This window comes from Rhizobium binae (genome assembly GCF_017357225.1).
GTDB classification, from domain to species: Bacteria; Pseudomonadota; Alphaproteobacteria; order Rhizobiales; family Rhizobiaceae; genus Rhizobium; species Rhizobium binae.
Map to the genome: position 1 here is coordinate 2,436,235 of NZ_CP071604.1, position 18,684 is coordinate 2,454,918.

The window sequence follows — 18,684 nt, forward strand, 5'->3', positions numbered from 1 at the left end:
AATGCATGCCGCCCGCAGGGCCTCTGCGGGCAATGGCATGCGAAAGTCCGTCATCCGGATCACTGGAACAGATCATGCGCCCTCGCCTCTCCGTCGCAAACGCCGCCGTGCTGACCGCTCTTGCAGCTGCCGTCGCCAGCTGCCAATCGCCGGCACCGGCAGCGGGTCCGAATCGCGCTGCGCTGCCGACCATGGAGCGCGTGGCCCTCGGCGCCAATGCCTGCTGGTTCAAATCGGCCGATCCGGCCTTTGCAGCCTATAAGCTCGCCCCGGAGCTCAATTCCTTCTCCGGCCGGCCGCGCATCCTGCTCGTCCACAAGGGGAGCCCTGAAAGCCGGCCGCTGCTCGTCGTGCAGGCCGAGGGCAGCCCGGCACGTCTGCAGGCTTTCGGTCCTATGATGCAGGAACCGGTTGCCGGCCGCATCGCCGCCGACGTCAATCGCTGGTCCGGCGGCAACAAGGCCTGCCGCTGACCATTGCCGCCAGGTTCGGTAAGCTGAATTAATCCCAGAAAAACGACTTGCTGACTTCGCGCGCCGCATCGGACTGCGACAGCCCGATATCCTTGAGTTCGCTCGCCGTCAGGCCTCGCAACGCGCGCCGGCCTTCTCGCTTCTGATGCCACAGAAGAATTGCGGCCCAGATCCGCCGCAAACGCGTCGTCGCCTCGGCGGGCGCGTCGGGGACAATGATCTGTCTCCTGTCTTCATAGGAGACAATCGGTACAATTGGCATTTTCATTTCGGGCAAGGCAGACATTCCAGGAATCCTCTCGGTTGTCCGTTGGAATTGACTCCTACTCTTGACAGGGACAATGTGACAATATAAGCAATTGTCACCATGACAAATTGGCTTCCCGATCTCTCCCGCGGCTCAGGACCGGTCTATCTGCGTCTTGCCGACAGCATTGAATCCGCGATATCCAGCGGCGCCCTGCCGGCCGGCAGCAAATTGCCGCCGCAGCGCAACCTCGCCTATGATATCGGCGTGACGATCGGCACGATCGGCCGTGCCTATGCACTTGTGCATGAACGCGGTCTCGTGGCCGGCGAAGTCGGGCGCGGCACCTATGTACTGAACCGTTCCGAATCGCCGCCCGGCGAACAGACCGATCCGCTGACGATCTCGCTCGGCGGCACCCGCCTCCAGGATGCGCCCGCCGACAAGATCCGTTTCGACACGACCGCCGCCCCTGATCTTGGCCAGGGCAAGATCATAGCGGGCATTCTCGCGGAGATCGGCGAGCAGCATCTCTCCGAAATCTCCTCCTATTCCCGAAGCTTCCCGAAGAACTGGTTCGAGGCAGGCCGCCGCTGGCTTGCCCGCAGTGGCTGGACGCCGGAGGCCGAAAACATCGTGCCGACGCTCGGAGCCCATGCCGCGGCGATATCGGTCATTGCCGCCGTCTCGGCGCCTGGCGATAAGATCGTCTTCGAAAATCTGAGCTACACGCAGGTCAGCCGCAGCGCCCGCCTTCTCGGCCGCCGCACGGTCACCGTCGATTTCGACGACCAGGGCGTGATTCCCGATGATTTCGAACGGCTCTGCCAGCAGCAGCATCCGAAGCTCGCCTTTCTGATGCCGACCGTTCACAATCCGACTGTGACAATCATGCCCTATGAGCGTCGCGCAGCAATTGCGGCAATCGCCAGAAAACACGGCGTCTGGCTGATCGAGGACGACCTCTATGGTGGCATGGCCGACGATGATACGCCGCTGATCGCTTCGCTTGCACCCGATCGCACCTTTCTCGTCAGCGGCCTGTCGAAATCGGTCGCCGCCGGCGTGCGTGGCGGCTGGGTCGCCTGCCCGCCGCATTTCGCCCAGCGTATCAGGGTAACGCACCGGATGATCACCGGTGGCCTGCCCTTCATCCTGGCGGAAACCTGCGCGCGCCTCGTCGAAAGCGGCATGGCGCACCAAATTCGCAAACAGAGCGTCGAGGAACTTTCGCGGCGTGTCCGGATCGCCCGCGAGCAATTGCAGGGCTTCGAGTTCGAATCGCACCTGCACGCGCCCTTCCTCTGGCTGAAATTGCCGGAGCCGTGGATGTCCGGCACCTTCAAGAACGCCGCCTTCCGGGACGGCGTGCTCGTCGATGACGAGGACGAGTTCAAGGCGGCGCGCGGGGACAAATCCTACCATCGCGTTCGCGTCGGTTTTTCCTCGCCGAAGACAGGGCAGGAGCTGATCGCCGGATTGATGATTCTGCGCCGGCTCCTGGAAAATGGCGGCTCTGCATACGACGGCGAAATCTGACCTGTTGCAAATACACGCCATAATTCGGAAAACACACACACGTCTGACGAGAGCGCTTTACCGCGCCCGCCCCCATGCTACCTCTTTGTTATCTATGCTTGGTGCGAATCAAAGGACAGCAGATGAGGGTCGAGTTCGGACGGATCGCGCAGCGCTTCCTGGCGCTGGCATCAGTGATGGCCGCAGCCGGCGTCTCGATGGCAGGTTCGGCAAATGCCAGCGAGCAAATATTCGATGAGTTGCGTTTCGGGGTCTCTGCCTCGGTACAATCGGGCCGTTCCGGGGAAGACGGCGTCTTCCCGGAGATTACCGCTCTGTTCGACCCTTTCGGATACGAAGAGGCCGTTGGCTGGCAGCAATTGCTGCGTCCACGCGTCCACCTCGGCACCTCGATCGGCACCGCGGGTGAAGCCACCCAGTTCTTCACCGGATTCACCTGGACGGTCGATTTCAACGACAAGCTGTTTGCCGAAGCCGGCTTTGGCGGCGTCATCCATACCGGCGACCTGGACGACAATGATCATGGCCCGGAACTCGGCTGCCGCGTCCTCTTCCACGAATATGCCGGTGCCGGCTACCGTTTCACCCCGCATTGGAACGTAATGGCCCAGATTGCCCACTCCTCACATGCCAATCTCTGCGATGGCCCGAACGACGGCATGACGCGCGCCGGCATTCAGATCGGCTACAAGTTCTGAGCAATTGCCGCCTTTACGAAAAGCCTGCCTGCCCTCTGTTGACGGCGGGCTTTTTTCTGTCGCGCGCCGCCGCTACATAAGCTAAAGACAGCGCAAAACGCGCCAGGGACCTTCCGCTCATGACCATTTCAAACACCATGCCGATCACGCCGGAACTCATCGCGGGCCATGGCCTGAAGCCGGACGAGTACCAGCGGATCCTGGATCTGATCGGCCGCGAACCGACCTTCACCGAACTCGGCATCTTCTCGGCGATGTGGAACGAGCACTGCTCCTACAAATCCTCGAAGAAATGGCTGCGCACACTGCCGACCAAGGGGCCGCGCGTCATCCAGGGGCCCGGTGAAAATGCCGGGGTGGTCGATATTGATGACGGCGACTGCGTCGTTTTCAAGATGGAGAGCCACAACCACCCCTCCTATATCGAGCCTTACCAGGGTGCCGCGACCGGCGTCGGCGGCATTCTGCGCGACGTTTTCACCATGGGCGCCCGCCCGATTGCGGCGATGAACGCGCTGCGCTTCGGCGAACCGGATCATCCCAAGACCCGCCATCTCGTTTCCGGCGTCGTTTCCGGCGTCGGCGGCTACGGCAATTCCTTCGGCGTGCCGACGGTCGGCGGCGAAGTCGAGTTCGATGCCCGCTACAACGGTAACATCCTCGTCAATGCCTTTGCCGCCGGCATTGCCAAATCCAACGCCATCTTCCTGTCCGAAGCCAAGGGCGTCGGCCTGCCGGTCGTCTATCTCGGCGCCAAGACCGGCCGCGACGGTGTCGGCGGCGCAACGATGGCCTCGGCCGAGTTCGACGAATCGATCGAGGAAAAGCGCCCAACCGTTCAGGTCGGCGACCCCTTCACCGAAAAGTGCCTGCTCGAAGCCTGCCTCGAACTGATGCAGACCGGCGCCGTCATCGCCATCCAGGACATGGGTGCTGCCGGCCTCACCTGCTCGGCCGTCGAAATGGGCGCCAAGGGCGATCTCGGCATCCTGCTCGAGCTCGACAAGGTGCCAGTGCGCGAAGAGCGGATGACCGCCTATGAAATGATGCTGTCGGAAAGCCAGGAGCGCATGCTCATGGTGCTGCAGCCTGACAAGGAAGAGCAAGCCAAGGCGATTTTCGTCAAATGGGGTCTCGATTTCGCCATCGTCGGCAAGACGACCGACGACCTGCGCTTCCGCGTCGTGCACCAAGGGGAAGAAGTCGCCAATCTGCCGATCAAGGATCTCGGCGACCAGGCGCCGGAATATGATCGCCCATGGCGCGAATCCGGCAAGCCTGCCCCCCTGCCCGCCGAGCTCGTCGCCGCACCCAAGAATTACGGCCAGGCGCTGCTGCAGCTCGTCGGCTCGGCCAACCAGTCGAGCCGACGCTGGGTCTATGAGCAATATGACACGCTGATCCAGGGCAATTCGCTGCAACTTCCGGGCGGCGACGCCGGCGTCGTGCGCGTCGATGGCCACAAGAGCAAGGCGCTAGCCTTCTCCTCCGACGTGACGCCGCGTTATGTCGAGGCCGATCCCTTCGAAGGCGGCAAGCAGGCGGTCGCCGAATGCTGGCGCAACATTACCGCGACGGGCGCCGAACCGCTCGCCGCCACCGACAATCTCAACTTCGGCAATCCCGAAAAGCCCGAGATCATGGGTCAGTTCGTTCAGGCGGTGAAGGGCATCGGCGAGGCCTGCCGCGCGCTCGACTTCCCGATCGTGTCGGGCAACGTCTCGCTTTACAATGAGACCAACGGGGTCGCCATCCTGCCGACGCCGACGATTGCAGGCGTCGGCCTGCTGCCGGACTGGCACAAGATGGCCCGCATCGGCAGCGCCAATGACGGCGACAAGGTGATCATGATCGGCCTCGACGGCAGCCATCTCGGCCAGTCCGTCTATCTCAGGGATGTGCTCGACAGCCGTGAAGGTCCCGCCCCCGAAGTGGATCTTTTCGCCGAGCGCCGCAACGGCGATTTTGTCCGCTCCGTCATCCGCAACGACCAGGCGACTGCCTGCCATGACATTTCCTCCGGTGGCCTTGCTATTGCGCTGGCGGAAATGGCCATGGCATCCGGCAAGGGGCTGATGATCGATCTCGGCGAATGCAAGGGTGCACCGCATGCGCTGCTCTTCGGCGAGGATCAGGCGCGCTATGTTCTGACGGTGCCGGCCGATGTGGCGGATTTCGTCTGCGTCAATGCGGAAGGCGCTGGCGTTCCCTTCCGCCGCCTCGGCACGGTCGGTGGAGATGCACTCGTCGTCGGCGATCTCATTGCGCTGCCGATTCAGCAATTGCGCGATACCCATGAATCGTGGTTCCCTGATTTCATGGAAGGCCGCGGCGAACTCGCCGCGGAATAATGCGCAAGGAGTAACGATCATGGCCATGAAACCCGGCGATATCGAAGACATGATCAAGGCTGGGATTCCCGGTGCCAAGGTGACGATCCGCGATCTGGCGGGCGACGGTGATCATTACGCCGCCGAAGTCGTCGCCGAAGCCTTCCGCGGCAAGAGCCGCGTGCAGCAGCACCAGATGGTCTACGAGGCGCTGAAGGGCAATATGGGTGGCGTATTGCACGCACTCGCGCTGCAGACCTCGGCGCCGGATTGACGTTTGAGGTGGCCCGCACCCTGCCCGCTCCTGACAAGCACAGGTGGTAACGAAGGGCGTCGTGCCGGGCTATGAAGCACCTGCTGTCGTGTGTCTTTGTACACTGGCAGCGAGTTTGGCGAGAACGCCAACCACACTCTGCGTCATCCCAGGCCTTGAGCCACTGGTGTCCGGTTTAAATTTGGTCACCATTGGAGGCTCATCTGGTGGGGACTGTGTGGTGGCCTGCCGGCGGGTTGCAACAGGCGGTCGATCCTGCGGCGATGCATGAGATTGGCGCGCACCAGGCGGGCGAAGGCGAGCGGGCTTGTGACGGTGGTCTGGTCGGCCTTGGCCATCTGCAGCAGCAGGTATGCGATCAAAGCGACGGCGATCTGGATGCGCACGGCATTCTCGCTGTTGCCGAGGAAATGGCGGATTTTCAGCGTCTGCTTGACCCAGCGGAAGAACAGCTCGATCGCCCAGCGGCGCTTGTAGAGCGCGGCGATCTCTTCTGCCGGGGCATCGAGATCGTTGGAGAAGATGCGCAATATCTTGCCGGTTTCGATCTGCACACAGATCTCCCGAACCGGCCCGCTCATCGGGTTCCTGCGGCTTTTTGCCATGCGCTGCGGCAGAAGGCCGACCCGATCCGACAGGATGGTTCCATCCGGGCTAACCGCTCTTTCCTCGATGACGGCCAATTTGGTATGGGATTTGAGGCGCGTGACGATGCGGCAGCCGGCGGCATTGAGCTTCGCCCACCAGCCGAAATCGTAATAGCCGAGGTCGAAGACATAGGTGGCGCCTGCCTCGATGGGCATGACCTTGGCGGCGGTGATGTCGTTGACATTGGCCGGCGTCACCGCCGCATAGATCGGCCGTTCGGCATTGGCATCGTAGACGACGTGAACCTTGGCGCCACAGGCCTGATCGGAAAAGCGTGCCCAGTGCGATCCCGCTCCGGAAAGGCGCAGGCTGCTGCTGTCGATTAGATGGACCGCCTCGCCGACGGCCCGCTTGAGCCCACGCCCGGCGCGGGACACCATCTGCGCGAACAGCTCGGCGAAAACCGCACTCGGGCGCAGGCCATTGGCGTCGGCAAGGGTCGATCGTGACACCGGTTGGGCGCCGAGATGGTAAAGACCGCTGCTGTGGCTTTGCAGGCCGCCGACGATCTCGCGCAGGCTGACGGCCCCGGAAAGCTGGCCGTAGAGCAGCGCGACCAGCTGGCTCTTCGTCGACAGCCGCCGCACGTGCTTGTCGGCCTGATGCTCCTCCACAAGTCTTTCGAAGGCCGCCCACGGAATCCGCTTCAACAGATCATGAAAGACGCTATTCTCATGCCGCACGGTGTTGCCCCTCTTTCGTGTCCGGGATTGTCGCCAAACATCCGAATACGAGTAGAATCAACACCGTGCGCCTTGTCCACCAAATTTAAACCGGACAGCAGTGGCCTTGAGCCTGGGATCCATGCGATTGCTGCTGTTGGATGCGGGTGTGGATGCTCGGTTCAAGGCCGAGCACGACGAGGTGGGTCGGTCTGTGGTGGTGAACGCCCATTGATCCCGACGCCTTGGCGGGCTGGAAATAAGTCAAGTCCCCAAAAAGAACCCGCCAACGAACTCGGTGTAGACGCTATACGTCCATCGCAATCGAGGGACTCGGGCCTTCAAGCCGGCAACCTGTCCTGCTCCGGATCGGCAAACGCCGAAGCCGGCATCGGCCCCGAGGTCATCAGCGTGAAGTCGAAGGGTGCCTTCAAATCCGGCCCCAGTACATATTGCCGGTGCACACGCAGCTGATCCTTGCGGATCTTGCGATAATGTTTGGGCGTCAGCATCTGCTTGACGCGGATCAGGAGCATCTTCGCCGGCGGGGCGTCCGCGTGGCCGCAGACGGCGACAACCGGCACTTTGTAGAAGTTGATCGAATCCGTCAGGCACTGCACATCGAGCCACGAAATCTCCGGGCAGCGGGCAATCAAGCCGACGCGGGCGCGCAGCAGGCTCGCCGATGACAGCAGTGCGCATTGCAGAATGGCGCTGCCGAGCGTTGCAAACACCACACGCTTGCCCTTGAAGATCTCCGGCTCCCTTTCCAGCAATATGCCGATGACATGGGCGGCCACGTTCGATCCCATACTGTGCGAGGAGATCACATACTCCTCCGCCTCTTCGTCAAGCGCCTTGCGCGCGGCGCTGGCCCGCTCTTCCAGCCAATCGTTGAAATCGGCCCGGTGCATGCGGCCAAGCGCCACCGCCATTGCCCAATCGGCAAAGAGATGCAGCGTGTGGAAGCGTTCGGAAAACGGCAGGAAGGCGAAGATGAAGAAGCTGAGCGCCACCGGCCCGCTCCAGAGCATGTGCCAGGGTGAAAAACCGAGACCATAGGGCGCGACGGTGATCTGCGCCGTCAGCGCGATTGCCAGCGCTGTCAGCAGGAACGGAAAGACGAAGAAGAGGCCGAAGCGCCAGGCATGACGGAAATATTGCCGCATGCCGCCTTCGAGCATGATCTGGGCGCAGCTGCGAAAACCTGCAACAATCTGGCTCAGCGTATTGCCGCTGCGCAGCCTGCGCACGAATATGTCATGATCGACCATGTAGATCCGGCTCTTCGTCTGCCACGTGGCAGGAGCAGCGCCCGGCCCGGCCGCACCGCTGGTCGTAACCTCGAAACTGAGCGGATCGCTGTCGGCGTCCGGCGCGCCGATCTCGAGCGAATAGCCCCAAACGGCGGAACTCTGCCTGGCGGAACGCTCGTAACGTGCCCGGTGGGCGACGCCGTCAAGCGGCTCGAAGCCCGGAAAATGCAGGACGACCCGCTTTCTTATCAGTCTCATTCCACTCTTTCGGCCGGGCCAATGGCCGGCATGTTCATGCGATCCGGCTGCTGTGCCGCCGATCTCGGCGAAAAAGCAGGTATGGACTCGAAGGCGTCTTGCTAACCGAACTCTTCCGGAATTCAATAGCAGTCATGTCATTTCCATCGTGAACGGAGGGGTTTGTGGCTGATCTTGTCAAAGAATTGATATCAGGCGTCGTCGACAGCGTATTGAAAGAAATCCTGAGAAAAACCACCGGCCGCATCACGACCAAGCGCAGGCGGCGCAAGACGCGCCCCGCTGCAACAACGGCTGCCGCCCGAAAGACGACCTCCGCCAAGCGCAAACCCGCCCGTAAACAGGTCAGCAAGCGACGCACGGCTGCCGGGCGCAGCCGCCAGCGCCGGAGCTGAGACGTGACGCATTTCATCCGCCCGCCGAGCGCCGCCCCCTCGACGGTGTCGAAATCGACCGGATGCAGGCTCATCTGGCCGGACAACCGTAACGTGGTAGCAACATCGCCGAAGTGGTCTGACCAGATTGGTCTTTTTTTAGTTTAGGCGTCTGGAATTCCTGCTGTCACATGCTATCTAAGGACAACGATTGAAACGGTGGGCCTTTAACCCGCCCGTTGAAAGGATCAGGTTCCATGAGCGGCATTCACGAATTCATCGACAACGAAATCAAGAGCAACGACGTCGTCCTCTTCATGAAGGGCACGCCGCAGTTTCCGCAATGCGGTTTCTCCGGCCAGGTCGTGCAGATTCTCGATTACATCGGCGTCGACTACAAGGGCATCAACGTGCTCGCCGATTCGGAGATCCGCCAGGGCATCAAGGATTATTCCAACTGGCCGACGATCCCGCAGCTTTACGTAAAGGGCGAGTTCATCGGTGGCTGCGACATCGTCCGGGAAATGTTCCAGGCCGGTGAGTTGCAACAGCATCTCCAGGAAAACGGCGTCACCGTTCGCGGCGCCGCCTGACCGGTCACCGGACGTCCGCCCGGTTTCCAAATCTGTTTCTCGAGTTCGAGGCGCTGCAGCCAGCAGCGCCTTGACCTGTTTATGGGAATTTCATTGTGACAGACTCATCACAAGCCGTGTCCGCGGGCCGCCTGCCCATGGGCAAGCGTGAATTCATCGCGCTCGCCGCCTTCCTGATGGCCGTCAACTCCTTGGCGATCGATATCATGCTGCCGGCGCTGCAGCAGATCGGGGCGAGTCTGGGCGTCGAGAGCGAAAATCATCGGCAATTCGTCGTCTCCACCTATCTGCTCGGTTTCGGCTGCGCTCAGCTGTTCTACGGACCGCTCTCCGACCGGTTCGGCCGCCGCACGCCGCTGTTGATAGGTCTCGTCATCTACATCCTGTCCGCCATCAGCATCGTTTTCGTCCCCTCCTTTGCGGGGTTGCTCGCCCTGCGCTTCCTGCAGGGCGTTGGCTCGGCCGCAACCCGCGTCATCACCGTCTCTATTGTCCGCGATATCTATGGCGGCCGGCAGATGGCCGAGGTCATGTCGCTGATCATGATGGTCTTCATGATCGTACCGGTGATCGCGCCCGGCACCGGCCAGGTCGTCATGTTCTTCGGCAACTGGCACCTGATCTTTCTCTTCATTGCCGCCATGGCGACCGGCATCGCCGTCTGGGCTTACATCCGCCTGCCGGAAACTCTGCACCCACAGAATGTCCGCCCCTTCACTGCCCGTTCGATCTTCGGCGCCTTCAAGCTGGTGCTGACCAATCGCGTCGCGCTCTGCTACACCATCGCCAGCACGTTCATTTTCGGCGCGCTGTTCGGCTTCATCAATTCCGCCCAGCAGGTCTATGTCGGCATTTACGGTCTCGGCGTCTATTTCCCCGTCGCCTTCGCCGGCGTCGCGATCTTCATGTCGCTGTCGTCCTTCTTCAACTCGCGCTTCGTCGGCAAGCTCGGCATGCGCCGCCTGTCGCACGGTTCGCTCCTCGGCTTCATCGCCATCAACACCATCTGGCTGATCGTCCAAATGGCGAGTTCGGAGCCGATGCCTTTCGCGCTGTTCATCACCTTCTTCGGTCTGGCCATGTTTCAGTTCGGCTGGATCGGCTCGAACTTCAACTCGCTCGCCATGGAACCGCTTGGTCACGTCGCCGGCACCGCCTCCTCCGTGCTCGGCTTCATGAGCACGGTCGGCGGCGCCATGATCGGCGCCGGCATCGGCCAAGCCTTCGACGGCACTGCGCTGCCGATGGTCGCCGGTTATTTCACGGTCTCGATCGTCGGGTTGGTCTTCGTGCTGATTGCTGAAAAGGGCCGCCTCTTCCAGCAGCACAATCCGGCCGTTTGAACGCCTGACCTCGTCCGTATCCAGGATTTCACCACATGACGCCGCCGCATAAACCCCACCAGGAAAACCAGGGCTCCCGCCGTATCGGCATGGGCTTCGGTGAATTCGTCGTCACCATTGCCATCATGACGGCCAGCATCGCCATGGCGATCGACAGCATGCTGCCCGCCTTGCCGAATATCGGCCGCTCCCTCGGCGTCACCAACACCAACGACGCCCAGCTCATCATCGGCGTGTTCTTTCTCGGCTTCGGCGTTTCGCAGATATTCTTCGGCAGTCTTTCCGACACGTTCGGCCGCCGCAACATCCTGCTCGGCGGCCTCGCCTGCTATGTCTTCGGCATGTTTGCCGCTGCCGCCACCGGCAGCTTCGAAATGCTGCTCCTCATGCGCTTTGTGCAGGGCGTCGGCGGTGCGGCGGTCCGCATCACCACCATGGCGATCGTCCGCGACTGCTTCGGCGGCCGCGAAATGGCCCGCGTCATGTCCTATGTCATGATCGTCTTCATGATCGTGCCGATCGTGGCGCCCTCGGTGGGCCAGCTCATCATCCTCTACGCCAACTGGCACTGGATCTTCATGCTGCTCGGCGCCGTCGCCACCATCCTCTTCGTCTGGGCACTTCTGCGGTTGAAGGAATCGCTGCCGCCGGAAGAGCGCCTGCCGCTGTCGGTCAGCTCGGTCGCGGACGGTTTCAAGACCGTGCTCACCAACCGCATCACATGCGGCTACATGATCGGCCTTACCATGTTCACCGGCGTCATCAGCGCCTACGTGATCTCGGTGCAGCAGGTTTTCGGCGAAGTTTACGGCCTCGGCGATTGGCTGCCGATCGCCTTTGCTGCCACCGCCGGCGGCATTGCGGTGGCGAATTTCGCCAATGGCTTCTTCGTTCGCAAGTTCGGCATGCGCCGCATTTCGCATGCCGCGCTGCTGATCTTCACGGCACTGTCGGCAGTCGGCCTTCTCATTGCGCTGGCCGGCAAGGCGGACTTCGCCACAGCCTACGGCATCTTCACCATCGTGCTGATGATGTTTGCCGTGATCGCCACCAATTTCACCGCCATCAGCCTCGAGCCGATGGGCAATCTCGCCGGGACGGCGACCGCCATCACCGGCTTCGTCTCGACGACGGCAGGCGCCATCCTCGGCGGCCTAGTCGGCCAGATGTTCAACGGCACGGTGCAGCCTCTCTTTGGCGGCTTCACGCTCTTCGGCATGGTGACGATCGCAGCCACCCTCTGGGCTGAGAACGGTAAGCTCTTCACCCATCCCGGAGACAGTCCGCAGCTCGATCCGGGCGCTGCACACTTCTGATATCGAAATCATTGGCGTCAGCGCAAAGACATCGATGAACGACCGAATTCTGATCAGGCCTTACACGCCGAACGACGCAGACGCGACGATCGAGATTTTTCTGCGCGCCATTCGGGAAGTTTCATCGAAAGACTATTTGCCTGCTCAGATCGAGGCTTGGGCAAAGGTGGAAGATCGCAGCCTATGGGCGCAGCGCCGGATAAGCAGACCTGGCTGGATCGCGGAAATCGATGGAGCGCCGGTGGGATTTTCCGACCTGACCGAAGACGGCTGCCTGGACATGATGTTCGTGCATCCTGAATTCCAGAGGCTCGGTATCGCAAGCCGCCTGTTGAGCAGGGTCGAGAAGGAAGCTCTGAACCTCGGATTCACACGAATCTATACGGAGGCGAGCCGGACCGCCCGACCCTTTTTCGAGCGCAGGGGTTTCCGCGTGACAACCAGGCAAACCATCGAAAAACGCGGGCAAAGCCTGGAAAATTTCATCATGGAAAAGCTCTACGCGAAGTAATAGGGTCGAACCACCGATACGCGCGTCGAACACAGCCGGCGTTCCACGTCGCAGTCTACTGCCGCAAAATCAGTATCCTGCGGCCGGTTTTCGTCGTTCAGACCGTGACGACCTCGCGGCGTAGCACCTCCCACGAGGCCCTATCGGGGGCGACCAGCAGCCCGCCGTCGAGATGGTGTGGCAGGTAGGCAGAACCGTCGAAACGGGCCGCATGGGCGCCGGCCTCCTGGGAAATCAGCGTACCGGCCAGATGATCCCAGGGCATCAGCTTGTTGTACATGAGGTAGTGCACATGGCCGCCCGCAAGGGTCCGGTATTCATGGGCAGCGCAGCGATAGTTGGTGAGGAAGCGCACCTTGGCGAGATTGCCGAGGATTTCGGCCCGCTTCTCCTGTGGCAAGTAGCCGGTGGAGGCCATGCCGACCATCTGGTCGAGCGCCACAGGCTCGGCCGCGCGCAGCCGCCGCGCTTCGCCATCCGGCCGCCGCAGCCAGGCGCCGCCTCCCTTTTCCGCCATCACCCAATCATCGCCCATCGGATCGTAAATGATGCCGGCAATCGTCTCTCCGCCTGATATGACGGAGGCCATGACGCCGAAGGCCGGGATGCCGGCGGCAAAATTGAACGTGCCGTCGACCGGATCGACGACGATGGCGAGATCGGCATCTGCCAGCCGGCCGAGCAGCGCCGGCTCGGCCGCCACCGTTTCTTCGCCGACGAACAGCGCGCCCGGCCAAAGCCGTTCGGCTTCCGCCTTGATCATCCGCTCGGCCCGCTCGTCGGCCTCGGTGACGAGGTCGGTCGCCTCGCTCTTGGCGCGCACGTCATCCCGGCCAAGCCGGCGGAAGCGCGGCAGAATCTCCGCCTTCGCCGCCCGGCGCAAGAGATCGGCAAGAGCGGTCACGTCGACAGTCGCAGTCATGTCAAATCCTTTCGCGTGTCAAATCCTTTCGCGTGTCAAATCAGATGCCGATGATCTCGCGGCGGATCAGCTGCCAGCTGTCCCTGTCGGGTGCGGAGATGATGCCGCCCGTCGTCTCGCCGGGGCGATAGGGCGTGCCGTCGAATTTCGCGGTATGGCCGCCGGCCTCCTGATGCGCAAGCACGCCGGCAAGGTGATCCCAGGGCATCAGCTTCGCATGGCCGATGAAATGCAGCTTGCCGGAGGCCGCCATCCAATATTCGTAGGCCGAGCAGTTGAAAGCGAAGGTCATCCTGATCTTCGCCAGGTTGGCGCAGATGCGCGAGCGATCCGGGTCGTCCATATGGCCCCATGAGATGCCCCCAACCATCTGGTTCAGGGCGGCGGGCTCCGCCACCTTGAGCCTGCTCGACTGGCCGTCCTGTCGCGTCAGGAAGGCGCCTGCTCCCTTGATCGCCGTCACCGTATCGCCAAGGACGGGATCATGAATGATGCCGGCGACCGTCTCGCCCCTGACGGTGACCGCCAGCATCGTCCCGAAGACTGGGAGCCCGGCCGCAAAATTGAAGGTGCCATCGACAGGATCGATGACGAAGGCGAGCTCGGCGTCGGCAAGTCCAGGAACGACGGACCGGTCGGCGTCATATGCCTCCTCGCCGACGACGAGTGCTGAGGGAAAACGTTCTTTCAGCGCCGCGGTGATCCTATGTTCGGCGAGCACGTCCGCCTGCGTCACCAGATCGGTCGCCGAGGTCTTTTCCGAAACATCCGCATCGCTGAGATTGCGGAAACGCGGCATGATTTCGACGCGTGCCGCCTCCCTGACGCTGTCGCCAAGAAAGAGAATATCCTTATCTGAAATGCTCATGCGAAATCCTGTCCTTCATGCAACGACCAGCCTCCCGCAGCGGGCCTTTCACGAAGGGTCGGTGACTGTCAAGCCGGAAAAGTCGAAGAGCTTCGGATCGAGCAGATGCGACGGATTCACATGCGTAAGCGCCCGCAACATCGTGTCCTTGCGCCCCGGCATCCGCTGTTCGATATCGGCGAGCATGTCCTTCATCGCATTGCGCTGCAGCCCGTCCTGCGAGCCGCAGAGATCGCAGGGGATGATCGGAAACTGCATGGCGGCCGCGAACTTGGCGAGGTCATCTTCGGCCGCATAGGCAAGCGGCCGCAGCACCATCAGGTCGCCCTCGTCGTTCAGAAGCTTCGCCGGCATCGAGGCGAGGCGTCCGCCATGGAAGAAATTCATGAAGAAGGTTTCGAGAATATCCTCGCGGTGGTGGCCGAGCACCAGCGCATCGCAACCTTCCTCCCGCGCGATGCGGTAGAGATTACCGCGCCGCAGCCGCGAACAGAGCGAGCAATAGGTCGCCCCTTCCGGCACCTTCTCCTTCACGATCGAATACGTGTCCCGGTACTCGATCCGGTGCCGCACACCGATCCTCGTCAGATAATTGGGCAGCACATGCTTGGGAAAGTTCGGTTGCCCCTGGTCGAGATTGCAGGCGATGAGTTCGACCGGCAGCAGCCCGCGCCATTTGAGATCAAGCAGCAGAGCCAGCAGCCCGTAGGAATCCTTGCCGCCGGAAAGGCCGATCAGCCAACGCTTCTGCCCCTTCAGCATATCGAAATCGTCCAAGACCTGGCGCACCTGCCTGAGCAGCCGTTTGCGCAGCTTGTTGAACGAGACTGAGCGCGGCGCGTCTGCAAACAGCGCGTGGCCGATCTCATCCCCTGATACGGCAGGCCCCAGATCCTCCGCGATATTGGCTGCGATATTCATGATCTCGTCCAATCGAAGATGCAGACCGAATTGCCTGCCCGTCTTATCAAGCAGCCTTTAGCAGAAAGTCGCCCGGCAACACAGCATCAATCACCGAATACCGACCAGCCGGTGCGCGCCGCCAGCATCTCGAGCGCGACGGCGCCGAGCTGCGAGTTGCCGACCTTGTTCAGCCCCGGCGACCAGACCGCGATCGAGGCAATGCCCGGCGCAACCGCGAAGATGCCGCCGCCAACACCGCTCTTGCCGGGCAGGCCGACATGATAGGCGAAGTCGCCCGAGCCGTCGTAATGGCCGCAGGTCAGCATCAGCGCATTGATGCGCCGCGCCCGCTTCGGCGAGACCACGGAATGACCGGTCATCGGATTGCTGCCGCGCGCCGCCAGGAACAGCCCGGCGCGGGCAAGCTGTTCACAGCTCATCGAGAGCGCGCATTGATGGAAATAGACGCCGAGCACGTGGTCGACGGGGTGGTCGAGATTGCGGTAGGCGCGCATGAAGTTGGCGAGCGCGACGTTGCGATATCCCGTCTGCGTTTCCGAGCGCGCCACCTTGTCGTCGATGGTGATCGACTCATCGTCGGCGAGATAACGCACGAAGCGCAGCAATTCGCCGATCGCCTCGCGCGGCGCATGGCCGGCCATGACGACGTCGCTGACCGCGATCGCGCCGGCATTGATGAAGGGATTGCGCGGAATGCCGCTCTCGTGCTCGAGCTGGACGATCGAGTTGAAGGCCGATCCGGACGGTTCGCGCCCGACCCGCTTCCATAGACCTTCGCCGACCTTGCCGAGCGCCAAGGTCAGCATGAAGACCTTGGAAATGCTCTGGATCGAGAAGGGGATATCGGCATCGCCGATACGATAGACCTTGCCGTCGACGGTGACGATCGCCATGCCGAACTGCCGTGGATCGACCTTGGCAAGCTCGGGAATATAGTCGGCGACCTTGCCCTCGCCGACCCGGGGCAGAATATCGGTATAGATACTGTCGAGGATCGCCTGCAGATCTGCCATCGCTTCTCTCCGGATAACAAAAAAGCCGCCCGAAAGAGCGGCTTTTCCATACGCGAAAACGCCTGGTGCTTCTTAACGCGAATAGAATTCGACGACCAGATGCGGTTCCATGACAACCGGGAACGGAACGTCGCTGAGCGTCGGAACGCGGCCGAAAGTGGCGACCATCTTGTTGTGATCGACTTCGATATAATCAGGAACGTCGCGCTCGGCGAGGCTGACGGCCTCCAGGACGGTCACCAGCTGCTTCGACTTCTCGCGAACTTCGATAACGTCGCCGGCCTTGCAGCGGTAGGAACCGATGTTGACGCGGACGCCGTTGACGGTGACGTGGCCGTGGTTGACGAACTGACGGGCAGCAAAGACCGTCGGAACGAACTTGGCGCGATAGACGATCGCATCCAGGCGGGATTCCAGAAGACCGATCAGGTTTTCGGAGGTGTCACCCTTGCGGCGGGCGGCTTCGGCGAAGATCGCGCGGAACTGCTTTTCGCGCAGGTCACCATAGTAGCCCTTGAGCTTCTGCTTGGCGCGCAGCTGCACACCGAAGTCCGAAAGCTTGCCCTTGCGGCGCTGGCCGTGCTGGCCCGGGCCGTATTCGCGGCGGTTCACCGGGGACTTCGGACGGCCCCAGATGTTTTCGCCCATACGGCGGTCAATTTTGTACTTGGACGATTCGCGCTTGCTCATCGCATTTCCTTTCATAGGTTTATGGCGGCTTGTTGCCAAACCGCGCGAAGGAAACACGCCCTCCTCTGATCTCTTTCGAGAGCTGACAGGATGTTTCGGTTACGCGAACAGAAACGATCCACGGGACATGTCAAATGAAACACCGGACATTGCTGCCCGGTGCTTGGCGCGGTCTTTAGAGGCCCGTCATGAAAATGTCAACTGCGCCAAAGCCCGAAAGCGCCACTATTCCGCAGCGAGCGGCTGATCGCCTGTATCCGGCGCGTTGGCGTCACCCGGTGCGGTCTGGCAATTCATGTCGGGGAAAGCCACGATGCGCTTGCCGGAGAAATCGGTGTGCACGACGACACCCCCCTGCTCTTCGAAATAACCGAGCAGACGGCGAGCGCGCCGCGCAGAATGGGTGCCATAGGCTCGGGCGATGCGTGCGTCCGACGGGCAAGGCTCGCCGCAGACAGCGGCCTTGGCGAGCATCAGAAAGACGCCTTGCAGATCGTCGGTGACGCCTGACGACAGCGACAGCGCCGTCGCCCACTCATCGCTCGCCGCTGTCGCGGCATCGACGCCGGAGCGAGAGATCGCCACGCGCCGGCGGAAATCCGGCAGCGCGATCGGCGGTCCCGGCACGCGGCGCATGCGCAGCCGCACGAGAAACTCCTGGTAGAGGACGGCGTCGGTGCGGAAGGCGGAGGCGGGATCGTCGAGTATTTCGGCAAGCACGCCGGCGAGGCGTTCCTCCCGCTCCTCGGCGGAGATTTCCACCTGACTTGCCCTCGGCTCGACAGGCGCCGGCGAAGCCGCCGGCGTCGAGCGTGAGAGCTCCGCCAATATATCGGTGGTCGGCCGCGGCGCCGGCGGCGCGCGGCGCACCAGCGGGCGCTGAAACTCCTCCGGATCGGGCGTGAAGATCAGGTCCTCGACATCCTGCGGCGCATCCGGCAGCGGCATCAGCTTCGGGCTGGAGGAGCGTGCCGAGGTTTCCACCGCGCCGATCTGGATCGGCAGCGGCCGGCGCGACAGCGCTGGGCCGAGAGCGACGAAATTACCGCGTTTCAGGTCGCGGAACATCTCGGCCTGGCGCCGGTCCATGCCGAGCAGATCGGCGGCGCGCGCCATGTCGATATCGAGGAAGGTGCGGCCCATCAGGAAGTTCGAGGCCTCGGCCGCAACGTTCTTGGCGAGTTTGGCAAGCCGCTGCGTGGCAATCACGCCGGCAAGCCCGCGTTTGCGGCCGCGGCACATCAGGTTGGTCATCGCCCCGAGCGACATTTTGCGCGCATCTTCCGAGACGTCGCCGCCGACGGACGGCGCGAACATCTGCGCCTCGTCGACGACCACGAGAACCGGATACCAATATTCACGATCGGCATCGAACATGCCATTGAGGAAGGCCGCAGCGGCACGCATCTGCTGCTCGATGTCGAGGCCTTCCAGCGTCAGCACGCAGGAAACGCGATGCTGGCGGATACGGTTGGCGATGCCCGCGAGCTCCGCCTCGGTGCGCTCGCCATCGACGACGATATGGCCGAACCTGTCGCTGAGGGTGACGAAATCACCTTCGGGGTCGATGATGACCTGCTGCACCCATTGCGCGGATTGCTCGAGCAGACGGCGCAGGAGATGCGACTTGCCCGATCCGGAGTTGCCCTGCACGAGCAGACGCGTCGCCAGCAGCTCCTCGATATCGAGCGTCGCCGGGCTGCCGGACGCCAATCCCATATCGATGCCAACCTGCAATGCCGATC

19 protein-coding genes are annotated in these 18,684 nt (G+C 62.2%); 10 read left to right on the forward strand and 9 right to left on the reverse strand.

Features of this window, described 5'->3' with window-relative positions; all coding sequences use genetic code 11:
- Positions 1 to 74 precede the first annotated feature (74 nt).
- Positions 75 to 473, forward strand: coding sequence for a hypothetical protein (locus J2J99_RS11980; protein WP_168297006.1), 399 nt, complete (start codon positions 75 to 77; stop codon positions 471 to 473).
- 28 nt (positions 474 to 501) lie between these two features.
- Here J2J99_RS11980 and J2J99_RS11985 read toward each other — a convergent pair whose 3' ends face one another.
- Positions 502 to 759, reverse strand: coding sequence for a DUF1127 domain-containing protein (locus J2J99_RS11985; protein WP_168297005.1), 258 nt, complete (start codon positions 757 to 759; stop codon positions 502 to 504).
- An 81-nt stretch (positions 760 to 840) separates the two neighbouring features.
- Here J2J99_RS11985 and J2J99_RS11990 point away from each other — a divergent pair, with 81 nt between their 5' ends.
- From J2J99_RS11990 to J2J99_RS12005, 4 genes are all read left to right on the forward strand, one after another.
- Positions 841 to 2,259, forward strand: a complete 1,419-nt coding sequence (locus J2J99_RS11990) for an aminotransferase-like domain-containing protein (protein ID WP_168297004.1) — start codon at positions 841 to 843, stop codon at positions 2,257 to 2,259.
- 122 nt (positions 2,260 to 2,381) lie between these two features.
- Positions 2,382 to 2,957: an acyloxyacyl hydrolase gene (locus J2J99_RS11995; protein WP_168297003.1), complete on the forward strand. Its 576-nt coding sequence runs from the start codon at positions 2,382 to 2,384 to the stop codon at positions 2,955 to 2,957.
- A 119-nt stretch (positions 2,958 to 3,076) separates the two neighbouring features.
- Positions 3,077 to 5,308 (forward strand): phosphoribosylformylglycinamidine synthase subunit PurL, encoded by a 2,232-nt coding sequence (gene purL, locus J2J99_RS12000; protein ID WP_168297002.1) that lies wholly within the window; start codon positions 3,077 to 3,079, stop codon positions 5,306 to 5,308.
- Positions 5,309 to 5,327: 19 nt separating this feature from the next.
- Positions 5,328 to 5,561, forward strand: coding sequence for a BolA/IbaG family iron-sulfur metabolism protein (locus J2J99_RS12005; protein ID WP_004676237.1), 234 nt, complete (start codon positions 5,328 to 5,330; stop codon positions 5,559 to 5,561).
- A 185-nt stretch (positions 5,562 to 5,746) separates the two neighbouring features.
- Here J2J99_RS12005 and J2J99_RS12010 read toward each other — a convergent pair whose 3' ends face one another.
- Together J2J99_RS12010 and J2J99_RS12015 are read right to left on the reverse strand one after the other, a co-directional pair.
- Complete coding sequence (locus J2J99_RS12010) at positions 5,747 to 6,892, reverse strand: IS4 family transposase (protein WP_168302472.1); 1,146 nt, start codon at positions 6,890 to 6,892, stop codon at positions 5,747 to 5,749.
- A 320-nt stretch (positions 6,893 to 7,212) separates the two neighbouring features.
- A complete protein-coding gene (locus tag J2J99_RS12015) occupies positions 7,213 to 8,385 on the reverse strand; it encodes a hypothetical protein (protein WP_168300691.1) in 1,173 nt (390 codons plus the stop codon).
- 164 nt (positions 8,386 to 8,549) lie between these two features.
- On the opposite strand from J2J99_RS12015, the gene J2J99_RS12020 reads away from it, so the two are divergent.
- The 5 genes from J2J99_RS12020 to J2J99_RS12040 all read left to right on the forward strand — a co-directional run bounded on the left by J2J99_RS12020 (position 8,550) and on the right by J2J99_RS12040 (position 12,522).
- Positions 8,550 to 8,780 (forward strand): hypothetical protein, encoded by a 231-nt coding sequence (locus J2J99_RS12020; protein ID WP_168300690.1) that lies wholly within the window; start codon positions 8,550 to 8,552, stop codon positions 8,778 to 8,780.
- Positions 8,781 to 9,016: 236 nt separating this feature from the next.
- Complete coding sequence (gene grxD, locus J2J99_RS12025; protein ID WP_009994514.1) at positions 9,017 to 9,352, forward strand: Grx4 family monothiol glutaredoxin; 336 nt, start codon at positions 9,017 to 9,019, stop codon at positions 9,350 to 9,352.
- Between the two features lie 137 nt (positions 9,353 to 9,489).
- Positions 9,490 to 10,695 carry a multidrug effflux MFS transporter gene (locus J2J99_RS12030; RefSeq protein ID WP_168300689.1) on the forward strand — a complete coding sequence of 402 codons (1,206 nt, stop codon included), beginning with the start codon at positions 9,490 to 9,492 and terminating at the stop codon, positions 10,693 to 10,695.
- Positions 10,696 to 10,730: 35 nt separating this feature from the next.
- Positions 10,731 to 12,011 (forward strand): multidrug effflux MFS transporter, encoded by a 1,281-nt coding sequence (locus J2J99_RS12035; RefSeq protein WP_168300688.1) that lies wholly within the window; start codon positions 10,731 to 10,733, stop codon positions 12,009 to 12,011.
- A gap of 34 nt (positions 12,012 to 12,045) precedes the next feature.
- Complete coding sequence (locus tag J2J99_RS12040) at positions 12,046 to 12,522, forward strand: GNAT family N-acetyltransferase (RefSeq protein WP_168300687.1); 477 nt, start codon at positions 12,046 to 12,048, stop codon at positions 12,520 to 12,522.
- A 97-nt stretch (positions 12,523 to 12,619) separates the two neighbouring features.
- Here the strand turns inward: J2J99_RS12040 and J2J99_RS12045 are convergent, their stop codons facing one another.
- The 6 genes from J2J99_RS12045 to J2J99_RS12070 form a co-directional block, all read right to left on the reverse strand.
- Positions 12,620 to 13,444, reverse strand: a complete 825-nt coding sequence (locus J2J99_RS12045; RefSeq protein ID WP_168300686.1) for an inositol monophosphatase family protein — start codon at positions 13,442 to 13,444, stop codon at positions 12,620 to 12,622.
- 40 nt (positions 13,445 to 13,484) lie between these two features.
- Entirely contained in the window at positions 13,485 to 14,312 is an 828-nt protein-coding gene (locus J2J99_RS12050) for an inositol monophosphatase family protein (RefSeq protein WP_168300685.1), read from the reverse strand.
- A gap of 48 nt (positions 14,313 to 14,360) precedes the next feature.
- Positions 14,361 to 15,233, reverse strand: a complete 873-nt coding sequence (gene ttcA, locus J2J99_RS12055) for a tRNA 2-thiocytidine(32) synthetase TtcA (protein ID WP_168300684.1) — start codon at positions 15,231 to 15,233, stop codon at positions 14,361 to 14,363.
- Between the two features lie 86 nt (positions 15,234 to 15,319).
- Complete coding sequence (locus tag J2J99_RS12060) at positions 15,320 to 16,249, reverse strand: glutaminase (protein ID WP_168300683.1); 930 nt, start codon at positions 16,247 to 16,249, stop codon at positions 15,320 to 15,322.
- Between the two features lie 72 nt (positions 16,250 to 16,321).
- Complete coding sequence (gene rpsD / locus J2J99_RS12065) at positions 16,322 to 16,939, reverse strand: 30S ribosomal protein S4 (RefSeq protein WP_011425572.1); 618 nt, start codon at positions 16,937 to 16,939, stop codon at positions 16,322 to 16,324.
- A 225-nt stretch (positions 16,940 to 17,164) separates the two neighbouring features.
- Entirely contained in the window at positions 17,165 to 18,676 is a 1,512-nt protein-coding gene (locus J2J99_RS12070) for a helicase HerA domain-containing protein (protein WP_168300682.1), read from the reverse strand.
- Positions 18,677 to 18,684: the final 8 nt, after the last annotated feature.